Below are 23478 nucleotides of genomic sequence, written 5' to 3'. Positions count from 1 at the left end.
TTATTTTGCTGCCTCAAGTAATTTCTTAGGGAGTTTAAACTCACCTTTGCTACGTGAAATTTCTCTAACTACCGGAGATTCAAGCGGGCCTTTAACTTCATAATCAACCTGCGTAAATACCTCAACAACGGGCGACAACACAGTCGTGACTGCCAGCACATACAGTGCGGTTTGCGGCGTAACTGCAAATGCACTTAACACCGGAATGCCTGAGGTAATATCTGGCACAAAGTTAACTTCTGCATCAACCGTTCGATTATTTAAATTCGCTAGACCTTTAATGGTCATATCACCGGCGATTGCGTCCATCTTAATGTCGTTCGTTAAGAAAACACCATTCTTAATCTCACCACTGCCCGTGATAGAGTTAAATGCCATCCCTTTATCAAAGACATCGCTAAAATCGAGCTGCATTTTACGAATGATCGAATCTAAACTGAACACTCCCAGTAACCTTGCCGCGCCGCTCACATCAGAGATAAAGCCCTTACCAAGTTTACTGTCTACATCACCACTCAAACTGCTGACTCGCATTGACCAAGGCGCGCCGTCCCATTTAAGTTTGGCACGAATATCAAAAGGTGCTTTCTGAATTCCAGATGAAATGCCAAATCTTTCCATCACTTCACTGTTATTTTTACCTGACAGTGAAAGTTGCATTGATGTTTGATTTTTATCTCCAGCCAGTAGCCAACTGCCCGATGAACTGACTTGGCTGCTGCCGCTTTTCAATGACAATTCACGCCATTCGAGACGATCACCTTGACGCTGCATGTCCAAATGAGCCTTTCCTAACTTGTAACCTTGTACCCACAAGTCATCGATCGCCAATGTGATGTTAGGTAATTTTTGATGTAGTGATCGCTCAAAATCATTCACCAAAGGCTCTGTTGGGTCTTCGGCTTCAAGCAAACTACGTCGTTTAACGTTTTCATTTTCTAACTCAGGGAAAAACAGATGTAAATGATCAAGCTTCACCGACAAGTCATAAGGCTCAATATAACTTGCTTCACCCTGCGCTTGCTGACTGGTTAGGTTGATATACCAACCTAAATTTTTTCGTTTCGCATCAAAATTAACGTCGTTCCATTCCATTCCTGCCAGTTTCAATTCATCGCTATTAATATCCACACGCTGGGGCATTGGAATCTTAGGTGTATTTAGCTCAGACAACACCGAACTCGTTTGTTGCTCAGACGCCGTGAACATCTCAATCCAAGCATCCATGTCAAACTTATCGGTTCTAACTTGCAAATCATGACCCACGATAGGACTGATTTTGAAGCTGCCTTTGCCTACCACAATGTTGGTAGCATCAAGCACTGGAACATCTGGACGCAAATCGATTTCTGTTTGGTACTTAAAGTCATCCAACTGTAAGCGTGCAGAGACCGTTTCTTGGTTACCTGATGCCTGTAATTTCGCTTTACCTGCCTGACCCATAGAATGATTCAACGGGTATGGGTAAGTACTTGCTAACATTTGCAGATCGGCACTCGCATCAATCTGATAGGTAAAACCGACATCGTTAAGCTGAATATCAACATTGGTTTGCCACGGTAGCGAGCCTGACACAGGTTTTAACCACTTCTCACCGACATAGTGTTCCAGCGGTTTGGTCGTCCAATCTCCCAACACATCGACAGAGACGTTGTATCCCTTATCCGCACTTTCCCCATTAAAGTCGATTGAAACCGGTTGTTCGAGCAACTTCGCCGAGAGACCCGCAGCACTCACCACATCGTTATCAAACTCAATTCGACCAGAAACGTTGTCGAGCATCATTGGTGGAGCATTGATTGCCACCTGATTATTCTTGAGTTCTGCATACCCCCATGCGCGAGTATCGTAATCCTCAAACGGTACGTTAAGTTGGAACTTGGAACTGACTTTGCCATCAACTTGCACTGCGGTTAGCGCAGCACCAACCGAATCAACTAACGGCGAAGCCATCATGTAATCACGAACTTTATCGCCTTGCCCTGAAACTGAAGCTTCTATTTCAATATGGCCACCTTCAGCTAACTCTGGAATTCGCCCTGTAATACGATTTGCACGCAAACCACTTAAATTAGCGCTACGCGAATCTAGATACATCGCATCATTTTCGAACAGTAAATCTAATTGCAAATCCGTAATCGTTGGCCATGTGGTTTCAAAACTATAGGCACCATTTTTAAGTGCTACCCAAGCTTGAAACACACCGTCATGCTTTTGATACGGGAACTGATCTAAGTCACCATACCAAAGTAATTTGGCAGTCTTTGCTTGACCACCTTGAATTGCCGTTGATAAATAATCCGTGAGCTCTTGTCCCAATGCTGGCGTTGGTAAATAGCGCCACGTTTCACCAGCGTTAAATAGATCAGCTTCTGCGTAAAATGAAAGGAATGGACTTTTGTCACGCGGGAAATCGAGCCTAAATGCCCCCAACGCTTGTAAATCAGGTGTCGCCACCGTCACTTTGTCAGCCCAAATGCGTGAACCTTGCTCGCCTAGATTTTGCCAAACTAAATCCACTTCACCTTGCTTGATTCTGAGCGGTGATTGAAATACGTCGCCATAAGGTAAGACATCATCCACCAAACGCGCTTTTATGAGCGCCTGGTGATAGTCACCACTCACTTTCGCTTGGAGATGATGAACCCCTGGTAACAATGACCATTGCTTCATCTCACCACGGGTTAAATTCGCTGAGTATTGTAAGGATTCGATGTTCTGCCCCATCTGCAGACGAATATCTTCCACGCGCCCCGAAAGCGCTAACTGGTCAAGCACTTGCGTGATCGACTCTGAGTGGGGTGCCAATTTGGCTAATGGCGAAATAGCCCCGAGATCGAGCTCGGAAAGATTGATTTTCCAACTCTCTGGCTGCCAATTCAGTACAAAGTCGAGTTTAGGCCATGGTTTGTCATCAGTTCTAACATTGAGTGAGTGGGCATTTACTTGCCAACCTTGAGCTTGGGGCTCAAGTACAAACACACCCGACTCAAACAGTAGCTCATGTTGGCCATCTTCCTGCCAAACTAGATCTGAGGGTAAAAGCTCTAAGTAAGCACTTACTGGTTTGTTTCGCTCTAACGTCAGCCATGCATTAAAACTCACCTGACCTTTTTCAATGCCAGTCTCTTGTTGTAAGTACTCAGTCAGCCATGGTGTTAAAAGAATATTTTCAGCCGAGAGATAAAACTCGCCAGACACATCAAGTAGAGATCCATGGTCAACAAACTGGGCTTTAACATCCAGAGAGTTGAACTTTGCTTCAGGAATAGTGATTTCACCTTCAGCAGCATGGTGACGGCCTTGGTTACTCCATTTTAATTGCGCGATGTCCAATCTGCGCTCTTCACCACTGACTGAAGTAAGGTAAACCGTTGAATCTTTTAATGAGAAATGATCGAGCTGGCGTAACAGTAGTTTATCTAACTGTTCAATCACGCTTTTCTGATCATCTTGAGGAGAAAGTTGTGGAGAGTCATCAGTTTGACTCCACTTAACTGCTCGCATATCAACATTTAATGCATAAACGTTGAGATCCGCTACAACCGGCTCTAACTGAAGCAACGACTGAATCAAGTCAAACTCAATTTCAACCGTTTTAGCAGAAAAACCAATGCCACTCTCTTTCGGCGTTTTGGCACGAATGTCCACCAGCGAAAGAGAGGGGTGGGTATTGCGCCAAAAACCACTGATTTGGCCAATTTCAAAATCCAGCCCGGTTCCTTGATTTACCCAAGCTTGGATTTCTTTTTGAAAATGATTGAGTTGCGGCAGCGTAATGCGTAGTGCAGTTACGGTAATGGCGAGCAACACCATTACCGTTAGAACTAGCCATAAACAGCCTTTAGCAATACGATTAAATAAACTCACGCCTTGCCTACTACATCATTACCACGTCAAAATGCTCTTGAATATAGAGCGGCTCTGATTGGATTTTGACCTGTTTACCAATAAATACTTCCAGTTCAGCAAGTGCATGAGATTCATCACCATGCAACGCATCTGCCACTGCAGGTGATGCGTAAACCACAAAATTGTCGGCATCATAAGCACGGTTAACGCGCGTAATTTCACGCAGAATTTCATAGCAAACCGTTTCGACTGTTTTCACTCGGCCACGACCTTCACAAGTCGGACAGGTTGAACATAATACATGTTCGATGCTCTCACGAGTGCGCTTACGTGTCATCTCCACTAAACCAAGGCTTGTAAAACCATTAATATTGGTTTTCACACGATCTTTGCTCAGTGCGTTATCGAGCGATACTACAACGCGACGACGATGTTCTTCCGAAACCATATCAATAAAGTCAATAATGATAATGCCACCGAGATTACGCAAACGTAATTGACGAGCAATCGCTTGGGTCGCTTCTACGTTGGTGTTGAAAATCGTCTCTTCTAAATTACGACGACCAACAAAAGCACCAGTATTGATATCAATGGTGGTCATAGCTTCGGTTTGATCGATGATCAGATAACCGCCAGATTTAAGCTCTACTTTTCGATCTAACGAACGCTGAATTTCATTTTCAGTGTCGTACATATCAAAGATCGGCTTATCGCCTTCATACAACTCAAGTTTCTCTGTCAGTTCAGGAACATATTCCGACGTAAACTCTTTGAGGTTCTCAAATTCTAACCGTGAGTCGACCAAGATTTTCTTCAGCTCAGTACCAACAAAATCACGCAGGATACGTTGTGAAAGGCCAAGCTCCCCATATAGAGTGGCGCGAGTTTTGTATTTCACTCGACGCTCTTTTACTTTGGTCCACAAACGCTTCAAAAATGCGGCATCTTGCGATAGCTCCTGCTCATCTGCACCTTCTGCAGCAGTGCGGATAATAAAGCCACCGTCTTCATCACAATAGTGAGCAACCACTTTTTTCAAACGATCGCGCTCAGACTCACTTTCAATACGTTGTGAGACACCAACATGGCTTGCGCCAGGCATAAACACTAAATAGCGAGAAGGCAGAGTAATGTCCGTCGTTAGACGAGCACCTTTGGTACCAAGTGGGTCTTTTACCACCTGCACCACAATATCTTGGCCCTGACGAACCAATTCAGAAATGTCACGAACTTGGAATTGTTGCTTTTCGTTTTCTGCTACACACTCAGTGTGAGGCACAATATCAGAGGCATGAAGAAAAGCGGCTTTATCCAAGCCGATATCAACAAAAGCCGCCTGCATGCCAGGCAGTACGCGACTCACTTTACCTTTGTAGATATTACCAACGATGCCTCGTTTGGCCTCGCGTTCAACATGGATCTCTTGCAAAACCCCTTCTTCGATCATCGCTACGCGAGTCTCGCTTGGAGTTACGTTGATCAACAACTCTGCACTCATGAGCGCCCCTTAAAAATAAAATTATATAAATTTGTTTAAGAGACAGTCGGTTTCAAACAGCGGTAATCCTACTACCGCATGATAACTACCTTCAATGCGTGTCACAAAGCGGCCACCGATACCTTGAATTGCGTAACTGCCAGCTTTGTCACATGGTTCACCAGATTGCCAATATAGTTTTATTTCTTGTTCTGACAGTGGCTTAAACCATACATCGGTAGTCACAACTACCGTCTCTTGTTGTTCTTTGCTTACTACGGTTACTGCGGTCATCACTTGGTGTGAGCGCCCTGATAACTGCATTAACATCTGTTTTGAGTGTTCGTAATCTTGTGGTTTTTCCAAAACCGTTTGATCGCAAACAACGATCGTATCTGAACCAATGACGATCGCGTTATTTTCAATATGTAAACCAGCCAATGCCTTATCTTGCGACAAGCGAGTAACATACTCCAATGGGCTTTCATCACGTTGACGCTGTTCTTCGACATCGGTTCGAATAATGGAAAACTGATACCCGAGCTGCTCAAGCAACTCTTTGCGACGAGGTGAGCCGGATGCCAATAATATTTTAGGCTGCGTTCCTGATTGCATAGCTGATTACACCATTACCTTACATGCCAACGACGACGAATTCGACGCATTAATAAGAACATCCATGGCCACAGAATACAGTTAATCAATCCTGCCCAAAGCGCCATTGGATTAAAGGTGATATCTTGAATCAAATACTCACCAATAAATATCATGACCTCTAAAGCAATAGAGAGCAATCCGATGACCATCGCTTGCTGCCAAAGAGCCATGTTACGTAGCACTAAGAAGTTCATCGCAACTAAGTAAATCAGTATCGACATCATCATGCCACGAATACCGAGCGTGGAACCTAACAGTAAGTCCCATAATAGACCTAAAATCAGCGCGGTACCGACATTGACACGGTGAGGCAAAGCCAACACCCAATAACATGTCACCAAAAACAGCCAAGATGGTCGCAAGACATCAAGTACACCGGGCCAAGGAATAGTTTGCAGCGTCAAAGCAATGATGAATGAAGCCAAAATCACCATTTTGCCTCGCATTACACTATTTGCCATTGCTTTCTACCTCTGCCAAATTGCCTGGCTCTGCTAACTGAACTTTTTCTTGGCGTGAATCGCTTGGCCATATTAATAATAAGTAACGTAGGCGCTCAAAATCGACCACAGGATCCGCTTCAATAATGGCAAATTCTCGGTGGCTATCACGCTCAACTTTGTCAATATATGCCACTGGATACCCCTCAGGGTACACCCCGCCTAGGCCAGACGTAACCAGCAAGTCACCCATCTGAATATCTGTACTAATTGGAATATGATCAAGATGGATTTTATCCACCTTACTGTTACCTGATGCGATCACTCGAATATCATTACGAATCACCTGCACAGGTATTGCGCTGTTCGAATCCGTTAATAGCAAGACTCGGCTATTGTGCGCAGAAACAAAGGTAACTTGTCCAACAATGCCCTTTTCATTGGCGACAGGTTGTCCCACATACACACCATCAATATGGCCTTTATCGATCACTACTTGGTGACGATATGGGGAAGTATCCACCGCCATCACTTCCGCAACCATCTTACGCTCATCACGGACGAATGAAGAGCCTAACAGTTTACGTAATCGTTGGTTTTCTTCTTGATATTGATCGAGCAGCAATAAATCATTTTTTAGACGCAGCACCTCACGTTTTAGGGCTCGATTGCTTTCCATCGTGCTTTGGCTGGTATTGAAACGCTCGTAAACGCCATCAAACATTTCTCGAGGAACATCAGCCAAATATTGAATCGGCGCGACAATACTATTCAATAAGTAGCGCACCTGTGCAAAAGCACCTAAACGACTATCAGCCAGCATAAGGCTGGCTGATAAAATCACGGCGAAAAATAGGCGTAATTGAAGTGAAGGTCCTCGGCCAAAAATCGGCTTCATTGATTATGAGTTCCTTTTATTCTTATTTGCCCAACGTCGTAGATTCAGCGTTGGGCATTCTCAGCGATTATTCTTCGCTAAATAGATCGCCACCGTGCATGTCGATCATTTCTAGAGCTTTACCACCACCACGTGCAACACATGTTAATGGGTCTTCTGCGATCACAACTGGAATACCTGTTTCTTCAGTCAACAGACGATCCAGGTCTTTTAGTAGTGCACCACCACCTGTCAGCACCATACCGTTTTCAGAAATATCTGAAGCAAGCTCTGGCGGACATTGTTCTAGCGCAACCATCACTGCCGACACGATACCTGTTAGAGGCTCTTGCAGCGCTTCTAAAATCTCGTTTGAGTTCAGGCTAAAGCTACGTGGCACACCTTCAGCAAGGTTACGACCGCGAACTTCGATTTCTTGAACTTCATCGCCAGGGTAAGCTGAACCGATTTCGTGTTTGATCTTCTCGGCGGTCGCTTCACCGATCAAGCTGCCGTAGTTACGACGCACGTAGTTAATGATTGACTCATCAAAACGGTCGCCACCGATACGTACTGATGATGAATAAACCACGCCATTAAGCGAGATTACTGCCACTTCTGTCGTACCACCACCGATATCGACCACCATTGAACCAGTAGGCTCAGAAACGCGTAGACCAGCACCGATCGCTGCTGCCATTGGCTCATCGATCAAGTAAACTTCACGAGCACCAGCGCCCAGTGCAGATTCACGAATTGCGCGACGTTCTACTTGTGTTGAACCACAAGGAACACAAACCAGTACGCGAGGGCTTGGCTTCAGTACGCTGTTGTCATGCACTTGCTTAATGAAATGCTGCAACATTTTTTCTGTTACGTAGAAATCAGCGATAACGCCATCTTTCATAGGACGAATCGCAGAAATATTACCTGGCGTACGACCTAGCATTTGCTTCGCTGCATGACCGACAGCCGCCACGCTTTTACCTGGGCGGTTACGATCTTGTCGAATTGCGACTACTGAAGGTTCATCAAGGACAATGCCTTGACCTTTGACATAAATAAGGGTGTTGGCTGTACCTAAATCGATTGATAGGTCATTCGAAAAGATGCCACGAAGTTTTTTGAACATATTCTTCGTTCGTCCTGAAAGAATTAGAAGATAAAAATTGGTCTAAATGTACCAATGCCTCACCATTACAGCAAGGCATTGTCTTAGAAAGATGGAGTGAAACACGCAATTTCTAACAGTTTCCTTACGCAAGCCTGTTATTCATCACCATTTATTGCCCAGTCAAGCCGGCTTCACCTCGGAAAATGATCTTATCGCTACCTCGATAAATACCAAACGTAACGACCGTTGAAGGATCTTCATCGCCCTCTCCTTGCCAGTTATATTGCAACCAAGGTTCATCTAACCCTTTCGTTCCGCATCCCGTCACGCGTGATAAATGTGGTGATGAATGGCTCGAATCTGTCATATCATCAAGCTGCATCCAAAAACGTACTTGCTCTCTTCGCACATTATCCGCAGCCCAAGCCTCCAAACCGGTCGACACACCGTCGACGACCTTATTGACTCCGTCATCTAAGACCAATTTTGAATCGGAATCTGATCCCGTGGTTGGCCAGATTGTTTGCTTACACAGATACTGCGCATCATCGGTCAGTAAGGTTCTATCGTCGAGAGTATTAAGCGCAAAACGATTACCATCCCAGTACTCGATTCTCAATGGAATAGTAAACTTACTACCCGACACGCCACCTAAACTGCCCATGACCATGCGCCCATATTGAACCTTGGGTTGAGAAGCAAAATCTTCTTCCGTTTGTTGACTATCTGCATCAAACGAAACCGGATCGACACCAGAGATGGTTAATCCATAATCGGTTGTTTCACCACCGATATTAAACGGGCCGTTTTCTTTGGTCGTGATCACTGCGCCAGTATTTTTTACTTCATGACGCATGACTGTCGCATTATCGTCAATTAACTTCCAGGCCGACGTACCATCAGTGTTCGCTTGCCAATGCCCCGTTTCTTCAATTCTCAGTTTATTGTCGACTTTGCTGTCTTGCTTGATAGCAAACTTCGCGAGTAAATCGGATGCAAAATGATGGTAGTTTTTGACCTTGTCTCCGTTGATGTTTAGCGCTGCTACGCCAATTTCCACCTTATCAAATGGTTGACTCAAATAAGTCACATCTCCTTGCTCCTGCGGTGCATTCCAGTCGCTTTGGTCAATGACAAAACTGCTTGGGAAGAAGCGGCCTACATTTTGTACATCGGTATCCAAATCCATACCAAGATAATTCGCCCCAGTTTTCAATGCTATCGTACCGACATCATCCCACGAGTGCGTTAACGTCAACGTGCTCTTGCTTGAATTAAAGCCGGGTATCGATTCTGGAGTTAAGATCCCAAGAGTCGAATGCACGGTTGGATAAACTACATCGTGTGTCAGTTTCAATTCGCCTTTGTCTAAAGCATAGTTACCTGTTATTGGGTAGGCGCACTCGTTATTTGTCGCAATATTTCCTTTTGAATCAGGGTGCACTATAGGCACATAGGTAACCGAAAATGCACTCCCAGAGCTAATAAAACCAGGCATCCCCGTTGTGGTTGCGGGGTTCAGTTTTTGAGGCTGAGCAAATTGCTTAACATCGCAAATTGCTATTTTGTATGGACGTGCATCGACACTAAATTCGCCCTTTAGAGAGCCTCCAGCAATAGGGCAACGTTCGTCATCACATACAAACTGCTTATCTTCCAGCGCGACAGTAATCGAGCCCGATTCCATAAAAGTAAGCTCTGCATCTCGTTTACCATCATCTAAATCAGCTTGAACAATAAGGTCACTCGCGATAGGTGTGGTGATAGGACGGACATACGAGAAAGTTGCACTTGGTGTACCTTTATAACCTAAATCAATTAACTGATTGTTGGCGTTACAGGCTTTAACCGCGATATCAAATTTCGTCTTTTTACCTGCCACAGTCTTGATGTCAGCCACTTCAAATTTGTATGGCACATAATGTATTTGCGCCGTATCCGTGACCGTATCATTTGCGCCAGTTGGTAAAGATGCGGTTAACGTATAGCTCCCTAGCTGACTTTGATTCTTTTTGACAACCCTATATGTGGCAACACCATCGCTATCCGACTGAGATAAAGCAGTGATGCTGAGGTTATTACCACTTGCTTCTCGCAGTGTTGGTTGTTTACCCGCTACAGGCTTGCCATCTTTATCAAAAACATGCACTTCAACGATATTTTGTGGTGAAAGCTCACAAGTCAGGTGGTAATTAAAAGGTTTGATTTCAATTCGTGCCACTTCTTCAATTGGTGGATTGATACACTGGCTTTGTCCTACGATGGTCGCGTTATTAGTATGAATATTCAACTCATTCGTTGTAACGGCTCCAAACAGCGTCAAATTATTTTGTAGATAAAGCTTGTCTGACAGCAGTAGCGCATAAAAATCGCCAGTAATTGTGCTGAACTTAATACTTGCCTCCGGACCATAAATCACAAAATCATCCGTCGTTGCTGTATTGTTTAAATTGACTGAATTAGAAAAATCAAGGCTGCTACCAATGTTCCAAACAATGTTCTGACCTATGGTCAAATCCGTTCTAGTATGGAAAATTAGATGATCAAATGTGTATGTACCCGCATTATCAAAAATGGAATGAACGTTCGCATTCACCTCATAATTCCCGATCACACGGCCATATAGGGATGATTCTGAAGTAAAACGCACGACCATTTTTTTATTATTACTACCCTGTACACTCAGCGACTTTAAATTGGACTTTATCGTCACAACTATATTTCCATCCTGATCCAATGATGAGCGACAATACTGACCGGAGTCATCTGCAGGACACTCTGAGTCGAAATTCCACGGCCCCAACGCCAAATCACCCGTTTCAGGGTATGATGGATTTAGCAACCTCGGCGCTGGTACACGTATATTATTCGCAGCACAGCGCCCATTATCACAACTGCCATCGTTGCGATTATCGGTTGCTTGGCCATTATGATCTACGGAGCCAAAACCTATTGGTAACACATCTTTTCCGTCGACCGTCTTTAAGTATTGTTCTACAAAAGAATCGCTCCAGCCCCCAATAAAATACGGATATTTACTCGTCGTGCTTTTGTATGACTTAAATACTAGTTCGCTGTCATTCTTCCAACTCTGTGCTGGTTGAGGAAAATAAGTACAGTAATCTAAGTTATTAATTTTACGTTCGAAAGCTATATAACCGACACGTTCAGGGATATGCGAACGAACGCGGTAATCTTCATCAACCACAACACTGAACTGATGGCCTTGTTTTTCACACGTACGCAACCAACCACCATGCCCACCAGCTCGCTCTTGCTTCTTCGCAATAACACCATCTACATGTCTTAAATCGGTTTGCGCAAAGCGCTCCTCACAGCCATCTTCCATCGGCTCATCACTAGACTGTTGAACCGTTTCAAAGTCATTTTTAAACTGCAAATAATAATCATCGGTTTCAAGCACATTAGAAGGCTTAGTCGCTAAAAAGGCGATTCTTTCACTTCTATAAGTATGCCAACGATCTCTCGATGCTGAAAGCTCTAGAAATAGTCGCGCTTGGCTGCCTCGAAGGTTGCTACTGTTGTCCCAGTAACGTCCGGATGTCATCCAATACCCCGCATTATTACGGGTTTGAATTTGATGTAAAACGACAGGGTTGTCACCATAGTATCCTCCACCAAAAGAGGAATAGGACACGCTCTGATCTCCGGTTGAACCATTTTTTGAGCGAAACTTGTTGGTATTAACATAGCCTGCGACAACTTGATGGTTACCGATCGACGCAGTACCTGGCTCGATGATCAGGTAACTGATCGAACGCATAGGAACTGTTTTAAAGCTGTTACTTAAGTTCGGAAGACTGTCTTGATCTATCGTTACACTGGTTGAATTAGGGGTAAGCTCGGAAGCAACATAAAGCCTTGATGGCGCATCCTCATCTTGTTCCTCATCATCGATAGTGGGCATGACAAATACCAAGGGAGTAAACTTGTAATCTTTATGAAAAGGGATTGTACATGGCATGCTGTCGCAGTGCGCCACGCCGAACTCATAGGTAGCATTGGTCGAATAATCTGGTTTTTCTACACAATCCCCCGCAGTGACACAAAAATCATCTGGCGTGCCAGCACTTCCAATTAAATTGAATACGACATATGGATTAAACTTATCGGCATCTGTTACCGCTGAAAGATCAAAATTAGGATCGGTCCACTTGAGTACCCCATCGACATAATATTGCAGAGTACCAATAATCCATCTTGCATTTATATTTGAGGTTGGTGTGAATTTGATTTGAAAGGCGCGTTCCTTCCCTTGACCAACGTAATCTCGCTCAAAGATAGCCGGGGAATACCACCAGTAATCATAATCATCCGTCCAGAGGGGGTAATATCTGCCATCGTGCTCTAAGCGCAGACGGTTAGTGCCATTGGAATCCAGAGTAAAACTGACGCAAAATCCTTGCTTTGTATTGATACTCGCACCAGGTAGAGCGCATTGCGATGCCAAAGCCAGTGGTGCATAACCAAACGCAAGCAGCAATAGCAGTAGACAAACACGATTAGATATCTTCATGAGAACTACTCCCTAACCCAGACTTCTTCTGTTCGCTCAACTTCACTCTTACCTGAGCCACAACGAACCAAAGCAAATAACTTGTAATAACGCGTATTATCTAACTCACCCATTTGTCGGCAGTATGATGTTTCTAAACGGCAGTTCATCGTCGTTTCTTTAAAATTTCTATCCGTATCAACAAAGCTTGGTAGTGGCATAGGGTCTTTGCAATTGGCTTCAACCGCCGAGCTTACAACGTCTAACGGATAAAGCTGCGTAAGTGTATCTTCATTGACTGAACGAGCGAGCACCCACGCCTGTGAGCCTAAAACATCGCGCATATGCGAATTGGAATTTGACCATTGAATTCGCGTTAAGGTCTCGGCTAAAAAAGCCATGACCACGAGAATAAAAATTACCACGACATACAGACTGCCTGTTTGGTTTCTTCTACGGAACATTTAACACCTGCACATCTTGTCTATAACGCGTGGTTTCACCTGCTTGGGTAAAGCCTAAATCCATATGCACTATGCCATTGTGCTGCACGCTTGCGGGTTGATAACGGAAATCCCCGGCAACAGAGACGGCATCGCGATCAGTCAATGGTAAAGCCTCACCGTTAGGGCCCACTTGTCGAGTCACTCGATTACCGCTAACACAATAAGTCACTCGTCTATCTTCATCGGTAATGTAATGCCTGTGCACCACCGAACCACCAACGAGCTTTGTCGCTTGATTCGGTAAAGCAAAAACACCCGGTGAAACTTGAACGGCACTCGCAAGATCAAAACTGTTAGCGACATTACTCAAGTCTTCAGATGGCAAAAGGGTTTGCGTTGGATTGATCAATAAACGCTTATTTTTAATCGAACTAAGTGATGCCGAGGTATCGCCGATAATAAAAAGTAAGTCATCACCGGCAACCGCGTAAAAACCGTAATCAATAATTGGATAAAACTTAACGCAATTATTCGCCAAATCTTCTGCAAAAATATTAGGTACGGCATGGCGAACTTCTCGAGTCATTTTAGCGATAACAAATTTGGCTTGGGTTTGTAGCCTTTGCCTGTCAACGCTATCGGCATAACCTTGAGTACCTAACTGAACAAACCCGGCAATCCCCAATACGAGAATCGCCCCCACGACCATGGTGACAACCATTTCTATCAAGGTAAATCCACGCATACGCATTAGAAATTTCCTCGATAAGCCACATATTTGATTGGCGAATGTTTGCCTGCCGTAATGGTAAAGGTCACTTTTTTCACCATTTGCTGCGCTGTATTGGTTTCGTATGCGGCATCAATATCAACACGAAAATTATGGTAGGCGCTGTCTTCACCATCAGAAATAAGCTGATACAAGTCTTGGCAGCCACCTGAACTATTTGCTGTCCAACAACCGATATAGTCATCGACGTCATTAAATACCGCTTCGACTTCTTCGACACCATCTACGGTATCTCGTCCTAGCTTCGCAGTCCCGCTTAAACCGGTACATGGGACTGAGTCAGCATCAACCGATGAACATCGAATCGCCCCTCCCAAGTTGTCACTATTTTGATCAAACTTACGTGCCAAGACTTTCGTCATCACACTCTGCCCAAGCGCTGCTGCACGTGATTGATAATGTGGGTCGCCGGAATTGGCGATTTGGGGAACCAAAAATTGAATAAACGTTACCATCGCAATCGCCATGACGACCATGACAATGATGCTTTCGATTAAGGTAAAGCCTCGAACTCGATTCATCAGTAGCACCCCGTTTTTGATATCAAACCATTGGCGCAAATACTGACAATCGCATTGCTGTTGGAGCCATGTATAGTAATCGCAACGCCAGCGCTAGCAGCACCTTCTGGACTACCCAATAAATCAAAATGAATTTCGCTGACATTCGGTGATGCCGAAAATGTCACGTCTTTATGCGCAACCCAATCGCTACGCCCTTCGCGATCAGCGCATGCACTTTTAGAGCCAAAACAGTTTTTAGAAATCTGTAGAGTAAAACTATCGTTGGGAACAGTAACACTCGATTGCATCCCATCAAGCTGAACTTGACGCGCGATCGAGATAACAGAGTCTTGAATTGCAAGTGCAGAAAAGCTGCCGAGGCCGATGTAGCGGCTTGCAGCATAGACCGAGAGAATTGCGAGCAAAATGATCACGATGATCAGCTCAACCAACGTAAAGCCCGATAGCTTGTGAGCTCTCATTCTACCTTCGCCAGTAATAAATGAACTTTGTAGTATATCGAAAATTTGCAAATAGATCGTTGAATCTATGTGAAAAGAGGGTTTAAAAAAGGCCAGCTAAGCTGGCCTTTTTAATTTACATTCTTCAACTGTAATTGATGGTGTTGCACCAGATGTATTTGCCATTTGGTATTGAACATAACATTTGGTTGGTGTTGCTTCTTTTTCTGACTTGAACGCGTAACGAATTGAGTTAGCTTCAGCACCTGAAACTTCTTTCCAATCACCATTTGCGTCATTTAAGCCAACAACCGCTTGGCCGATACCATCTTGTTGAAGCTTTTGGATAGCCGTAAACAGTTTGAACTGTTCCTGACGCATCTGAAACAGAACCAGTAGGATCTGCTTCAACGCCATCAATCGCTGCACGACCGTAAACAATACCAGTAGCGCCAGCCATTGCACCTTTTAGACCTTCTAGTGATGCGTTGCGCGCATCATCTTGAAGATTTAGGAAACGTGGTGCCGCTGTTACAGCCAAAATACCTAGAATAACAATTACCACCACTAGTTCGATCAGGGTGAAACCGCCTTGTCTTTTCATAGTAAATCTCTCTATTTTTAAGTTTCTGTGCAGGTTTACTGCAAGCTTACGGTCACTCGACCAGTTTTAACTTCATACTCAAACTGATGTTTTGTGTTGCCTTCTTGCTGGGTATAAATGCATGAATCACCACCATCAACTTGAGCGGAATACTTAACATTACGATTGTTTTGCGCATTCGCTACAGTATCAACTTTTGGAGGATTTTGAAGCAAGTTCTCCATCAAGCGAATACAAGATTGTTCTGTTACTTGGCTCGTAAAGTTTGGATTTTCAGAATATAAATCGACTGGATAGCCATCACGGTAGCCGGTTTCAGTTCCATCTTCTGATTGAGCGCGTGAAAGCAAAAATTCAACGCCATCATAATTGACGACATACTGTTTACCGTCACCTTGTGTCGGGCGACCTTCCGCCTCCCACTGAGCGCGAGCAGAAAGCACACTCGTAGCAAAACCACCAGCGACCCCTTCAATGCTGGCTTTTTCGCCTCATCAGCTACATCCAAAAAGCGAGGTAATGCGGCAACCGCCAATAAACCAACAACCACAATGACAACTACAAGTTCAACCAATGAAAAACCTGTCTGTTTTTTGTTCATAGTTATGTATCTCACTCTTTTGTATGATGTATTATACGCCCATCAAACAATAATACTACCTAATGCGTCAAAAAAACTATTCCGCCGTAAAACCGACACTCACCTTAAACTGATCATCCACTAATTGAATATCCAACCGCTGATTATGCGGATAAAAAACGTGACACTCAAAGTCATCAGCAATCGATTTATTCTGTATTCTTAATGGCATGGCCTCAAGCACTCGTTGCTCTGGATACAGCAATTCAAACCAATATTGACAATCAACTTGTGACCGTTGATTAAACGGTGTAACCCAACCTCGGGCTGAATAATTAATAAACTTTTGGTCTATTTCCAACCGCGTTGGCTGCCCAGCTAATAACCATTGTTGTTTGTAGTAGTTACTACGCTCATATATGTTGTTACTCGCCAGTGCCATCGCCGTTTGGCTCGCTTCTCGCTCTACCCGTTGCCAAGCGTGCAGAAAGGCCAATATCAACACCAACAAAACGATTAACCAAATCGCACGTTGGATGCGTCTTTCCTGCTTTAACATACTAACCTTTGATTGCGTCGAGCATGCCCCACATCGGTAAGAAAATACCCAAGGCTAAAACCAGCACCATGCCAGCCACGACGACTAACAAAAATGGCTCAATACGTGCAGTTAACGTTTTTAAGTCGTAATCCACTTCCCGATCATAAAAATCGGCCACTTCCACGAGCAACTCATCTATGCGACCTGTTTCTTCGCCGACCGCTATCATTTGAATAACCAAAGGTGTGAATATTCTACTATTGATTGCCGTACTAGAAATTGAACTACCCGCTTCAATTGAAGATTTCATCTCCAACAATCGATTTTCTAAAAACCGATTGTCCAACGCTTCTGCCGATAGAGCTAAAGATTGGTTTAGTGGTACACCCGCTTTAAGCATCAAAGAAAACGTGCGGGAAAAGCGAGCTAATTGAGCACGATTCACGACCGAACCAATAATAGGCATGCGCAAGCGAAATTTATCCCACTTTTCTCGCCCATTACTGGTCTGAATCCAACTACGAAACGCAAACAACGTGGCAAAAATCGCTGCCAACATAAATGCCCAGTAGTTGACGAAAAACTCCGACGTAGCGATCAAAATTCGTGTTGGCAATGGCAGGTCAACACCAAAGCGAGCAAACATTGATGAAAATTGAGGTATCACTTTGACGTTAAGGATGAATAGCGCCAACACGATAAACGCGATAACAAAGGTCGGGTAGCGCATCGCGGTTTTGATCCGCTTGCGGGTTTCGACTTCTTGCTCGTAGTAATTTGCCAGCTGTAGAAGTGCCACATCTAAACGACCCGTATTTTCCCCCACGCTAAGCATAGAGACAAATAAAGGACTAAACACTTTTGGGTGCATTTGCATTGCAGAAGATAAACTGCGCCCATTAGTTAGCTCATTCGTCACCTCTTCCAGGGCTTCTTTGAGCTGTTTATTGGAGCAATTTTGAGTCAAACCGCGCATTGAACGCAGCAGTGGCACACCCGCTTTGGTTAGACTGTACATTTGACGACAAAAAATCACCAAGACTTCCAATGGAATTGCTGGAGTCAGAAATTTAGAAAGATCAAATTCAAATGCAGAATCTTTCTTGCCTAGCTTAATTTCTGTCGGTATCACGCCTTTTGCCATTAGAGCATCAGAAGCCAGTTCTACCGTAGCGGCTTCAACTTGTCCTGAGACTTTACTGCCGTCTAAATTTCGCCCTTGATAGTGAAAAACTGCCATGCGATTCCCTACAAGTAGATAGCTTGAACATTGCCTGACGTATCACCTTCACCGAGGTTCATCACCTCAGCAAAACTCACCACGCCTTGCAGTGCAAGCTCCATTGCTGAAGCCAACAGCGGTTTATAGTTCTCTGCTTGGCGCGCGACTTGCGCAAACGCCACGGCGTCGTTGGCACGTAATGCATCCATCATTGCATGGTCAAGCTCTAACATTTCAAACACACCAATTCGACCACGATAACCGGTTAAATTACAGTTTTGGCAACCTCGCCCACGTACAAAAGGGGCGTCAACTTGGTTTGGGAAGCGCTGCATCAACCATTGACGTTGAGCATCATCTAAATGATGCTCAGTTTTGCAATCTGGGCAAACTTTACGCACCAAACGCTGAGCGACAACGGCTCGCACAGCGCTCGCGACAAGATAACCCGGCGCTCCCATATCCATCATGCGTAGCGCACTATCAACCGCATCATTGGTATGCAGTGTACTCAATACTAAGTGACCGGTTAGAGCCGCTCGCAGACCAATTTCAACGGTTTCTTGGTCACGCATCTCACCGACCAAAATAATGTCCGGGTCTTGGCGCAAGAACGTACGTAGAATAGTCGAGAAATCGAGATTTATTTTCGGATTTACTTGTACCTGGTTCACTCGCGGTAAACGATATTCAACCGGATCTTCTGCGGTGATAATCTTTTTACTTGGCTCGTTTAATTCACTTAATGCGCCATAAAGTGTGGTAGTTTTACCGGAACCTGTCGGCCCTGTAACCAAAATCATGCCGTGAGGTCGGCGCAACTGACTACGCAAACGTGCCAATAGATCCGCTGGTAAACCAGAATCTTCCAGCTTTCTCACCCCTGATGATTGGTTAAGCAAACGCATTACTACCGACTCGCCATATTGCACCGGCATTGTCGACATACGAATATCTACTGATTGGCCTTTCGCTTTGATATTAAATCGACCATCTTGAGGTAGACGTTTTTCAGAAATATCTAAGTTTGCCATTAGCTTAAGGCGCAGCACGAGAGCAGAAGCAATATTCACTTCGTTAAGTAGCGTCTCATGTAACACCCCATCAACACGTTGACGTAGACGCAACACATGCGCGTCTGGCTCGATATGAATATCAGACGCACCAACTTGAATCGCATCTTCAAACAATGAATTAATCAGTTTTACTACTGTTACTTCATCGCTATCGGCATCTTCGATATTAAAATCAAACGCTTCGTTGACCTGATGCTCAGCGTGCAACTGCTCAGCGAAGGAGGCAATTTCTTTGGTTCGACGGTAATAACGATCAAAGCCATCAACCAATTGCTTCTCAGGAGCAATGACAAAATCAATGCCATAATTAGGTAATTGACTCATCAATGCTTCTTGCGCAAAGAGATCGGCAGGATCACTCATCGCAACTCGAAGCGTATCCTGATTACGGCCAATCACTAATGCGCGTAAACGGCGTGCATGAACTTCCGGCAATAGCTGCACCGCCTCCACATCAATGTTCATGCGACTAAGGTCAACGAGAGGAACATCCAACTGCTGCGACAAAAATGTCAGCATTTCCTTTTCACTAAGGAAGCCGAGATCGATCAGTGTTGCTCCCAGTTTTCGCCCCGTTGCTTTTTGCTCAATCAGAGCTTGTTCTACTTGTTGTTCGGTAATAATGCCTTCTTCAACGAGCAAGTCCCCGAGGCGTTTTCTTAGTTTAATTTGCATGGGACTGCTCCTCTAAACGGCTAAGTAAAGCAATACGGTCACGAATAAATTGGTGAGACTGACTAGACAAACCGACTTTAGTTAATGCTTGCTGATACGCTTGCTCAGCAGGTTGAAGCTGAAGTGCGCGCTCAAGTTGAATACCTAAACCGAGCCACCAGCGACCGTTATCAGCATCTAACTGCACCAACTGTTGGTAACTGCCCAGCGCCAAGTCGTCTTGTGCATTTTTTTGTGCTAGTGCCGCTCGTAGCGATAAATATTCAATACTTGGCTGTGCAGGCAAATAAACCAACGGTGTCAGTGCGGCTGCATCTTGCTTCTCTTTAATCAAAAGTTTAGCGAGCGCAATACGTAACGATAGATCATCTTGAGCTAACGAAATACCTCTTTGCAGCAGCTCTGCTGCCTTGCGAATATCGCCCTTACCGTAATAAAGCGCAGCAAGAGTTTGGCGTGTGTTACTGTCACGAGGGGTATAGCGCAATGCTTCATCAAAACCACTAATGGCTTTATCTAGATTATTGGCATCCAGCGCCTTTTCAGCTCTCGCGATCGCTTTTTGCGCCAACTGACTCGGCGTTAGCTCAACTTGCTCAACTACGACTTCGCCCACGGTTTGAACTGCCGGTTGAGTTTCTGTCTTGGGCTGAACTTGAGCAAGTTCAAGACTCTGACTAATCTGATTGTCTGTCGTCTGACTGACTAATGTAGTTGGCTTAGTTGAACGAGCATCAATCACTTCACTTTCATCAATGGGTTTATCTATCGCTTTTGGGGTCGCAATTGATGCCACTTCTAATATTTGAGTTTTTGGCTGCTCAACGTTTGACTCCACTACGGGTGCGGCATAAATGATATCGCTTGCGTGAGCCAGCTTACTCGTAGGCGATGACAGCGATATTTCAGAACGACTTGGCTGACTTGGAATTTGTGTCATCACCTCTGTGGTTATCACTGTTTCAGGCAATGATTGTTGCGAGATTGCCCATCCGCCAACAGCCAGACTCAAACTGAAACCGCCAATCAACCATGGCAGTGCACTAAAGCGCTTAATTGTAGGAATCTGAGCTTTCTCGATACTCGATTGCGCCACGGTTTGCGACTGAGATAATTGTGATAGCGCGTTATTGATCGCACTCATGGTTTTAACTCCAACCCCATAATCGCGGGATTCTATATTTAGGCTTACACGCATCAAATGTGTCATGCATTGCGGCGTAGAGGTCGATATTAGCCACAATGGCTCGACCTTGACTGCAGGCCAAAACTAAACTTTTGTGGCAAATTTGATTGATGAGGCGCGGCACACCCTGGCTAGCACGCCAAACCGCTTTTTTCTGAGTGAGTGACAATACATCCTCAGCCCCACCAACTTTTGCAATTCGGTTACTGATATAGGCTACTGTTTCATCCAATGTCAAAGAGCGTAACTTGGCATTAAAGGTGATTCGCTGGCGAAATTGACGCAAATGATATTGTTCTAAACGTTGATCTAATTCTGGCTGACCAAACAAAACTATTTGTAGTAGTTTCTTGTGCTCCGTTTCTAAGTTGCCAAATAAACGCAGAACTTCAAGCGCCTCGTCACTTAAGGCTTGCGCTTCATCCACCAGAACCACCACTTGTTTACCGGATTGCGTTAATTCAATTAGACGCAGCTGAATATCGTCAACAATGCGTGTGCTATCGTTGTTAACAACCGCCAACTCACTCGCTACCGCTTGCCTTAACTCACTTCCTGATAAAGCCGGATTAGGTAAATAGACCAATTGGATATGCTCGGAAAAATGGTTAACCAACATTCGACACACCATGGTTTTTCCCGTTCCAACTTCGCCAGTTACTTTGATTACCCCTTCGCCCATCGACAATGCAGAATTCACCATCTGAATTGCTTCATAGTGAGGCGCTAACCCCAAAAACAATTCAGTATTTGGGGTTAAATGAAAAGGTAATTGAGTAAAACCAAAATGCTCTAAATACATATCGGCTTATTTCTGCTCAGGGAACCACTCTTGAAGCAAATCTCGTGAGCGTTCAAGCTCTTTCTGCCATGTATTCACACCAACGACTGTCGGTTTAAGCAAAATCACCAACTCTGTTTTTTGCTGCAGTTTGGATGTATTTCTGAATAGATGACCAAGTCCAGGTACGTCCCCTAAAAATGGTACTTTCGACACTTGATCAATTGTGTTTGATTTCATCAAACCACCGATCACGACGACATCACCATCACGCGCACGAATAACTGAATCTGACTCGCGAATTGAGCTGCTTGCCAGTGGTAACGTGATCGTATTGGCTCCAAAGCCAATCTCTTTCACTTGCTCTTTAACATCGATAACCGCAGGGTGAACATGCAGTAACACATTACCTTGATCGTCGATTTGTGGCGTCACATCAAGTGAAATGCCAGAGAAGAACGGCGTCAATTCAACTTCCGGTGATGGCTCTGAATTATCACCAGTACCGACCACGCTAGAAAAGTCCGTCACAAAATACTCATCTGTACCCACTTTAATCACGGCTTTTTGGTTATTTGAAGCCGTTACGCGGGGGCTAGATAGCACATTGAGATCGCCTTGAGTCGCCATAAAGTTGATCACAGCATCAAAGCTACCACTCGAGATCACCACATTCGTTTGACCTCCGAGTAAAGTGCCAATTGTATCAAGCCCTGGCAATACTGATGAGACTGGGTTGCCGTTACTATCACGGTTAATTGTGCCTTGGCCAATAGTAAAATCGGTACCATTTGAACTGAACGCCTTGCTCCAGTTAATCCCTTGTTGGTAACCATCACTCAACGTTACTTCCAAGATTTTCGCTTCAAGGATCACTTGGCGATGCATACGCTGTTGAGACACCCCTAAAAACTCACGCACTTGGCGAATTTCATCCGGATAAGCGCGTACGGTAATCACACTCGCCTGTGGTGTTACAACCACCGATTGACCTTTGCCGCTACCAATTAACTGCCCTACAGCCTGTTGCAGTTGTGGCCAAAAATCGCTCTCGCTTAAGGTTTCAATTTCAGTCCCGCCACTTGCTGTTGAGTTAGAAGAATTCGACGAGTTAGATGAACCTGAAAAAGAGTCTGAATTACTAGAGGAATCGTCATCACTGCTCGTAATGGTACCGGTGGTAATTGATGTTAAAGAACGGCCTGAGCGCTTAAATTGCAGGTAGTCAACCGGGATCGTCACGGTGCGCAGTCCCGCCGGAAAAACTTGAATGACTTTACCCACCATCTGTATGTCGTAGCCGTACATATCACTGACAACAGAGAGCACCTCATCCAGCGTCACATCTGAAAGGTTTACCGTGATCTTACCTGTCACATCAGGATGAATCGCGACACTGAACTCAGTTCCATTAACTAGGCTTGCAAAAAATGCGCGTGCATCAACACCATTCGCTTTGACTCGAAAACGCTTGACCATCTCATGTTGCTCAGGATCTGCACCATCTAAATCTGGCATAAGATCCGCGGCTACCGAAGGCGGTAACTGCTGTAACGCGAGACTATTCGATTGATTTATCGCTTCATTCAATGCATCTTTTGCCTCAACAGGATCGCGGTGCCCCATAGAACATCCTGCCATAGACACTAAAGAGATAGCTAAAACAAGTTTACGCATACA

General features: G+C 44.6%; 17 protein-coding genes and 2 pseudogenes. All 19 read right to left on the bottom strand.

Annotated features, from left to right (window positions below):
• Complete coding sequence (locus Vt282_RS01970; RefSeq protein WP_269472594.1) at positions 1-3870, bottom strand: YhdP family protein; 3870 nt, start codon at positions 3868-3870, stop codon at positions 1-3.
• Positions 3871-3880: 10 nt separating this feature from the next.
• Positions 3881-5350, bottom strand: a complete 1470-nt coding sequence (gene rng / locus Vt282_RS01965) for a ribonuclease G (RefSeq protein ID WP_162062415.1) — start codon at positions 5348-5350, stop codon at positions 3881-3883.
• A 21-nt stretch (positions 5351-5371) separates the two neighbouring features.
• The gene (locus Vt282_RS01960) at positions 5372-5944 is read right to left on the bottom strand and encodes a Maf family protein (protein WP_162062414.1); all 573 of its coding nucleotides are present in this window, start codon (positions 5942-5944) and stop codon (positions 5372-5374) included.
• A 14-nt stretch (positions 5945-5958) separates the two neighbouring features.
• Positions 5959-6447: a rod shape-determining protein MreD gene (gene mreD / locus Vt282_RS01955; protein WP_162047207.1), complete on the bottom strand. Its 489-nt coding sequence runs from the start codon at positions 6445-6447 to the stop codon at positions 5959-5961.
• Positions 6437-7324 (bottom strand): rod shape-determining protein MreC, encoded by an 888-nt coding sequence (gene mreC, locus Vt282_RS01950; protein WP_162062413.1) that lies wholly within the window; start codon positions 7322-7324, stop codon positions 6437-6439. Before mreC ends, mreD begins: the two co-directional genes overlap by 11 nt.
• Positions 7325-7391: 67 nt before the next feature.
• A complete protein-coding gene (locus tag Vt282_RS01945) occupies positions 7392-8435 on the bottom strand; it encodes a rod shape-determining protein (RefSeq protein WP_162062412.1) in 1044 nt (347 codons plus the stop codon).
• 151 nt (positions 8436-8586) lie between these two features.
• On the bottom strand, positions 8587-12954 hold the full coding sequence (locus Vt282_RS01940) for a DUF6701 domain-containing protein (RefSeq protein WP_162062411.1): 4368 nt from the start codon (positions 12952-12954) through the stop codon (positions 8587-8589).
• 5 nt (positions 12955-12959) lie between these two features.
• Positions 12960-13397: an MSHA biogenesis protein MshP gene (locus Vt282_RS01935; RefSeq protein ID WP_162062410.1), complete on the bottom strand. Its 438-nt coding sequence runs from the start codon at positions 13395-13397 to the stop codon at positions 12960-12962.
• Complete coding sequence (locus Vt282_RS01930) at positions 13387-14130, bottom strand: PilW family protein (RefSeq protein WP_162062409.1); 744 nt, start codon at positions 14128-14130, stop codon at positions 13387-13389. Before Vt282_RS01930 ends, Vt282_RS01935 begins: the two co-directional genes overlap by 11 nt.
• A complete protein-coding gene (locus Vt282_RS01925) occupies positions 14130-14690 on the bottom strand; it encodes a type IV pilus modification PilV family protein (RefSeq protein WP_162062408.1) in 561 nt (186 codons plus the stop codon). Before Vt282_RS01925 ends, Vt282_RS01930 begins: the two co-directional genes overlap by 1 nt.
• Entirely contained in the window at positions 14690-15154 is a 465-nt protein-coding gene (locus tag Vt282_RS01920) for a prepilin-type N-terminal cleavage/methylation domain-containing protein (protein WP_162062407.1), read from the bottom strand. Before Vt282_RS01920 ends, Vt282_RS01925 begins: the two co-directional genes overlap by 1 nt.
• 96 nt (positions 15155-15250) lie before the next feature.
• Positions 15251-15737 (bottom strand): annotated as a pseudogene (locus tag Vt282_RS21165) (prepilin-type N-terminal cleavage/methylation domain-containing protein).
• Between the two features lie 35 nt (positions 15738-15772).
• Positions 15773-16338, bottom strand: a pseudogene (locus Vt282_RS20340) (prepilin-type N-terminal cleavage/methylation domain-containing protein).
• Between the two features lie 76 nt (positions 16339-16414).
• On the bottom strand, positions 16415-16876 hold the full coding sequence (locus Vt282_RS01905) for an MSHA biogenesis protein MshF (RefSeq protein ID WP_162062406.1): 462 nt from the start codon (positions 16874-16876) through the stop codon (positions 16415-16417).
• 1 nt (position 16877) lies between these two features.
• A complete protein-coding gene (locus Vt282_RS01900; RefSeq protein ID WP_162062405.1) occupies positions 16878-18098 on the bottom strand; it encodes a type II secretion system F family protein in 1221 nt (406 codons plus the stop codon).
• An 8-nt stretch (positions 18099-18106) separates the two neighbouring features.
• Positions 18107-19831 carry a GspE/PulE family protein gene (locus Vt282_RS01895; protein WP_162062404.1) on the bottom strand — a complete coding sequence of 575 codons (1725 nt, stop codon included), beginning with the start codon at positions 19829-19831 and terminating at the stop codon, positions 18107-18109.
• Entirely contained in the window at positions 19821-20975 is a 1155-nt protein-coding gene (locus tag Vt282_RS01890; RefSeq protein WP_162062403.1) for a tetratricopeptide repeat protein, read from the bottom strand. The genes Vt282_RS01895 and Vt282_RS01890 overlap by 11 nt, the downstream gene beginning before the upstream one ends.
• 4 nt (positions 20976-20979) lie before the next feature.
• Positions 20980-21819: an ExeA family protein gene (locus Vt282_RS01885; RefSeq protein ID WP_162062402.1), complete on the bottom strand. Its 840-nt coding sequence runs from the start codon at positions 21817-21819 to the stop codon at positions 20980-20982.
• Between the two features lie 6 nt (positions 21820-21825).
• Entirely contained in the window at positions 21826-23475 is a 1650-nt protein-coding gene (mshL, locus tag Vt282_RS01880; protein WP_162062401.1) for a pilus (MSHA type) biogenesis protein MshL, read from the bottom strand.
• Positions 23476-23478: the final 3 nt, after the last annotated feature.

The organism is Vibrio taketomensis (genome assembly GCF_009938165.1).
GTDB lineage: Bacteria > Pseudomonadota > Gammaproteobacteria > Enterobacterales > Vibrionaceae > Vibrio > Vibrio taketomensis.
The sequence above is the reverse complement of the archived record's forward strand: the minus strand, read 5'-3'. Positions and strand labels throughout refer to the sequence as shown.

Bases quoted from the DNA above. Each gene is read 5' to 3' on its own strand.
- Vt282_RS01905 (WP_162062406.1), bottom strand. From the start codon at position 16,876: ATGTTAAAGCAGGAAAGACGCATCCAACGTGCGATTTGGTTAATCGTT.
- Vt282_RS01900 (WP_162062405.1), bottom strand. From the start codon at position 18,098: ATGGCAGTTTTTCACTATCAAGGGCGAAATTTAGACGGCAGTAAAGTC.
- Vt282_RS01945 (WP_162062412.1), bottom strand. From the start codon at position 8,435: ATGTTCAAAAAACTTCGTGGCATCTTTTCGAATGACCTATCAATCGAT.
- Vt282_RS01885 (WP_162062402.1), bottom strand. From the start codon at position 21,819: ATGTATTTAGAGCATTTTGGTTTTACTCAATTACCTTTTCATTTAACC.
- Vt282_RS01935 (WP_162062410.1), bottom strand. From the start codon at position 13,397: ATGTTCCGTAGAAGAAACCAAACAGGCAGTCTGTATGTCGTGGTAATT.
- rng (WP_162062415.1), bottom strand. From the start codon at position 5,350: ATGAGTGCAGAGTTGTTGATCAACGTAACTCCAAGCGAGACTCGCGTA.
- Vt282_RS01960 (WP_162062414.1), bottom strand. From the start codon at position 5,944: ATGCAATCAGGAACGCAGCCTAAAATATTATTGGCATCCGGCTCACCT.
- Vt282_RS01930 (WP_162062409.1), bottom strand. From the start codon at position 14,130: ATGCGTATGCGTGGATTTACCTTGATAGAAATGGTTGTCACCATGGTC.
- Vt282_RS01895 (WP_162062404.1), bottom strand. From the start codon at position 19,831: ATGCAAATTAAACTAAGAAAACGCCTCGGGGACTTGCTCGTTGAAGAA.
- Vt282_RS01925 (WP_162062408.1), bottom strand. From the start codon at position 14,690: ATGAATCGAGTTCGAGGCTTTACCTTAATCGAAAGCATCATTGTCATG.
- Vt282_RS01920 (WP_162062407.1), bottom strand. From the start codon at position 15,154: ATGAGAGCTCACAAGCTATCGGGCTTTACGTTGGTTGAGCTGATCATC.
- mreC (WP_162062413.1), bottom strand. From the start codon at position 7,324: ATGAAGCCGATTTTTGGCCGAGGACCTTCACTTCAATTACGCCTATTT.
- Vt282_RS01890 (WP_162062403.1), bottom strand. From the start codon at position 20,975: ATGAGTGCGATCAATAACGCGCTATCACAATTATCTCAGTCGCAAACC.
- mreD (WP_162047207.1), bottom strand. From the start codon at position 6,447: ATGGCAAATAGTGTAATGCGAGGCAAAATGGTGATTTTGGCTTCATTC.
- Vt282_RS01940 (WP_162062411.1), bottom strand. From the start codon at position 12,954: ATGAAGATATCTAATCGTGTTTGTCTACTGCTATTGCTGCTTGCGTTT.
- mshL (WP_162062401.1), bottom strand. From the start codon at position 23,475: ATGCGTAAACTTGTTTTAGCTATCTCTTTAGTGTCTATGGCAGGATGT.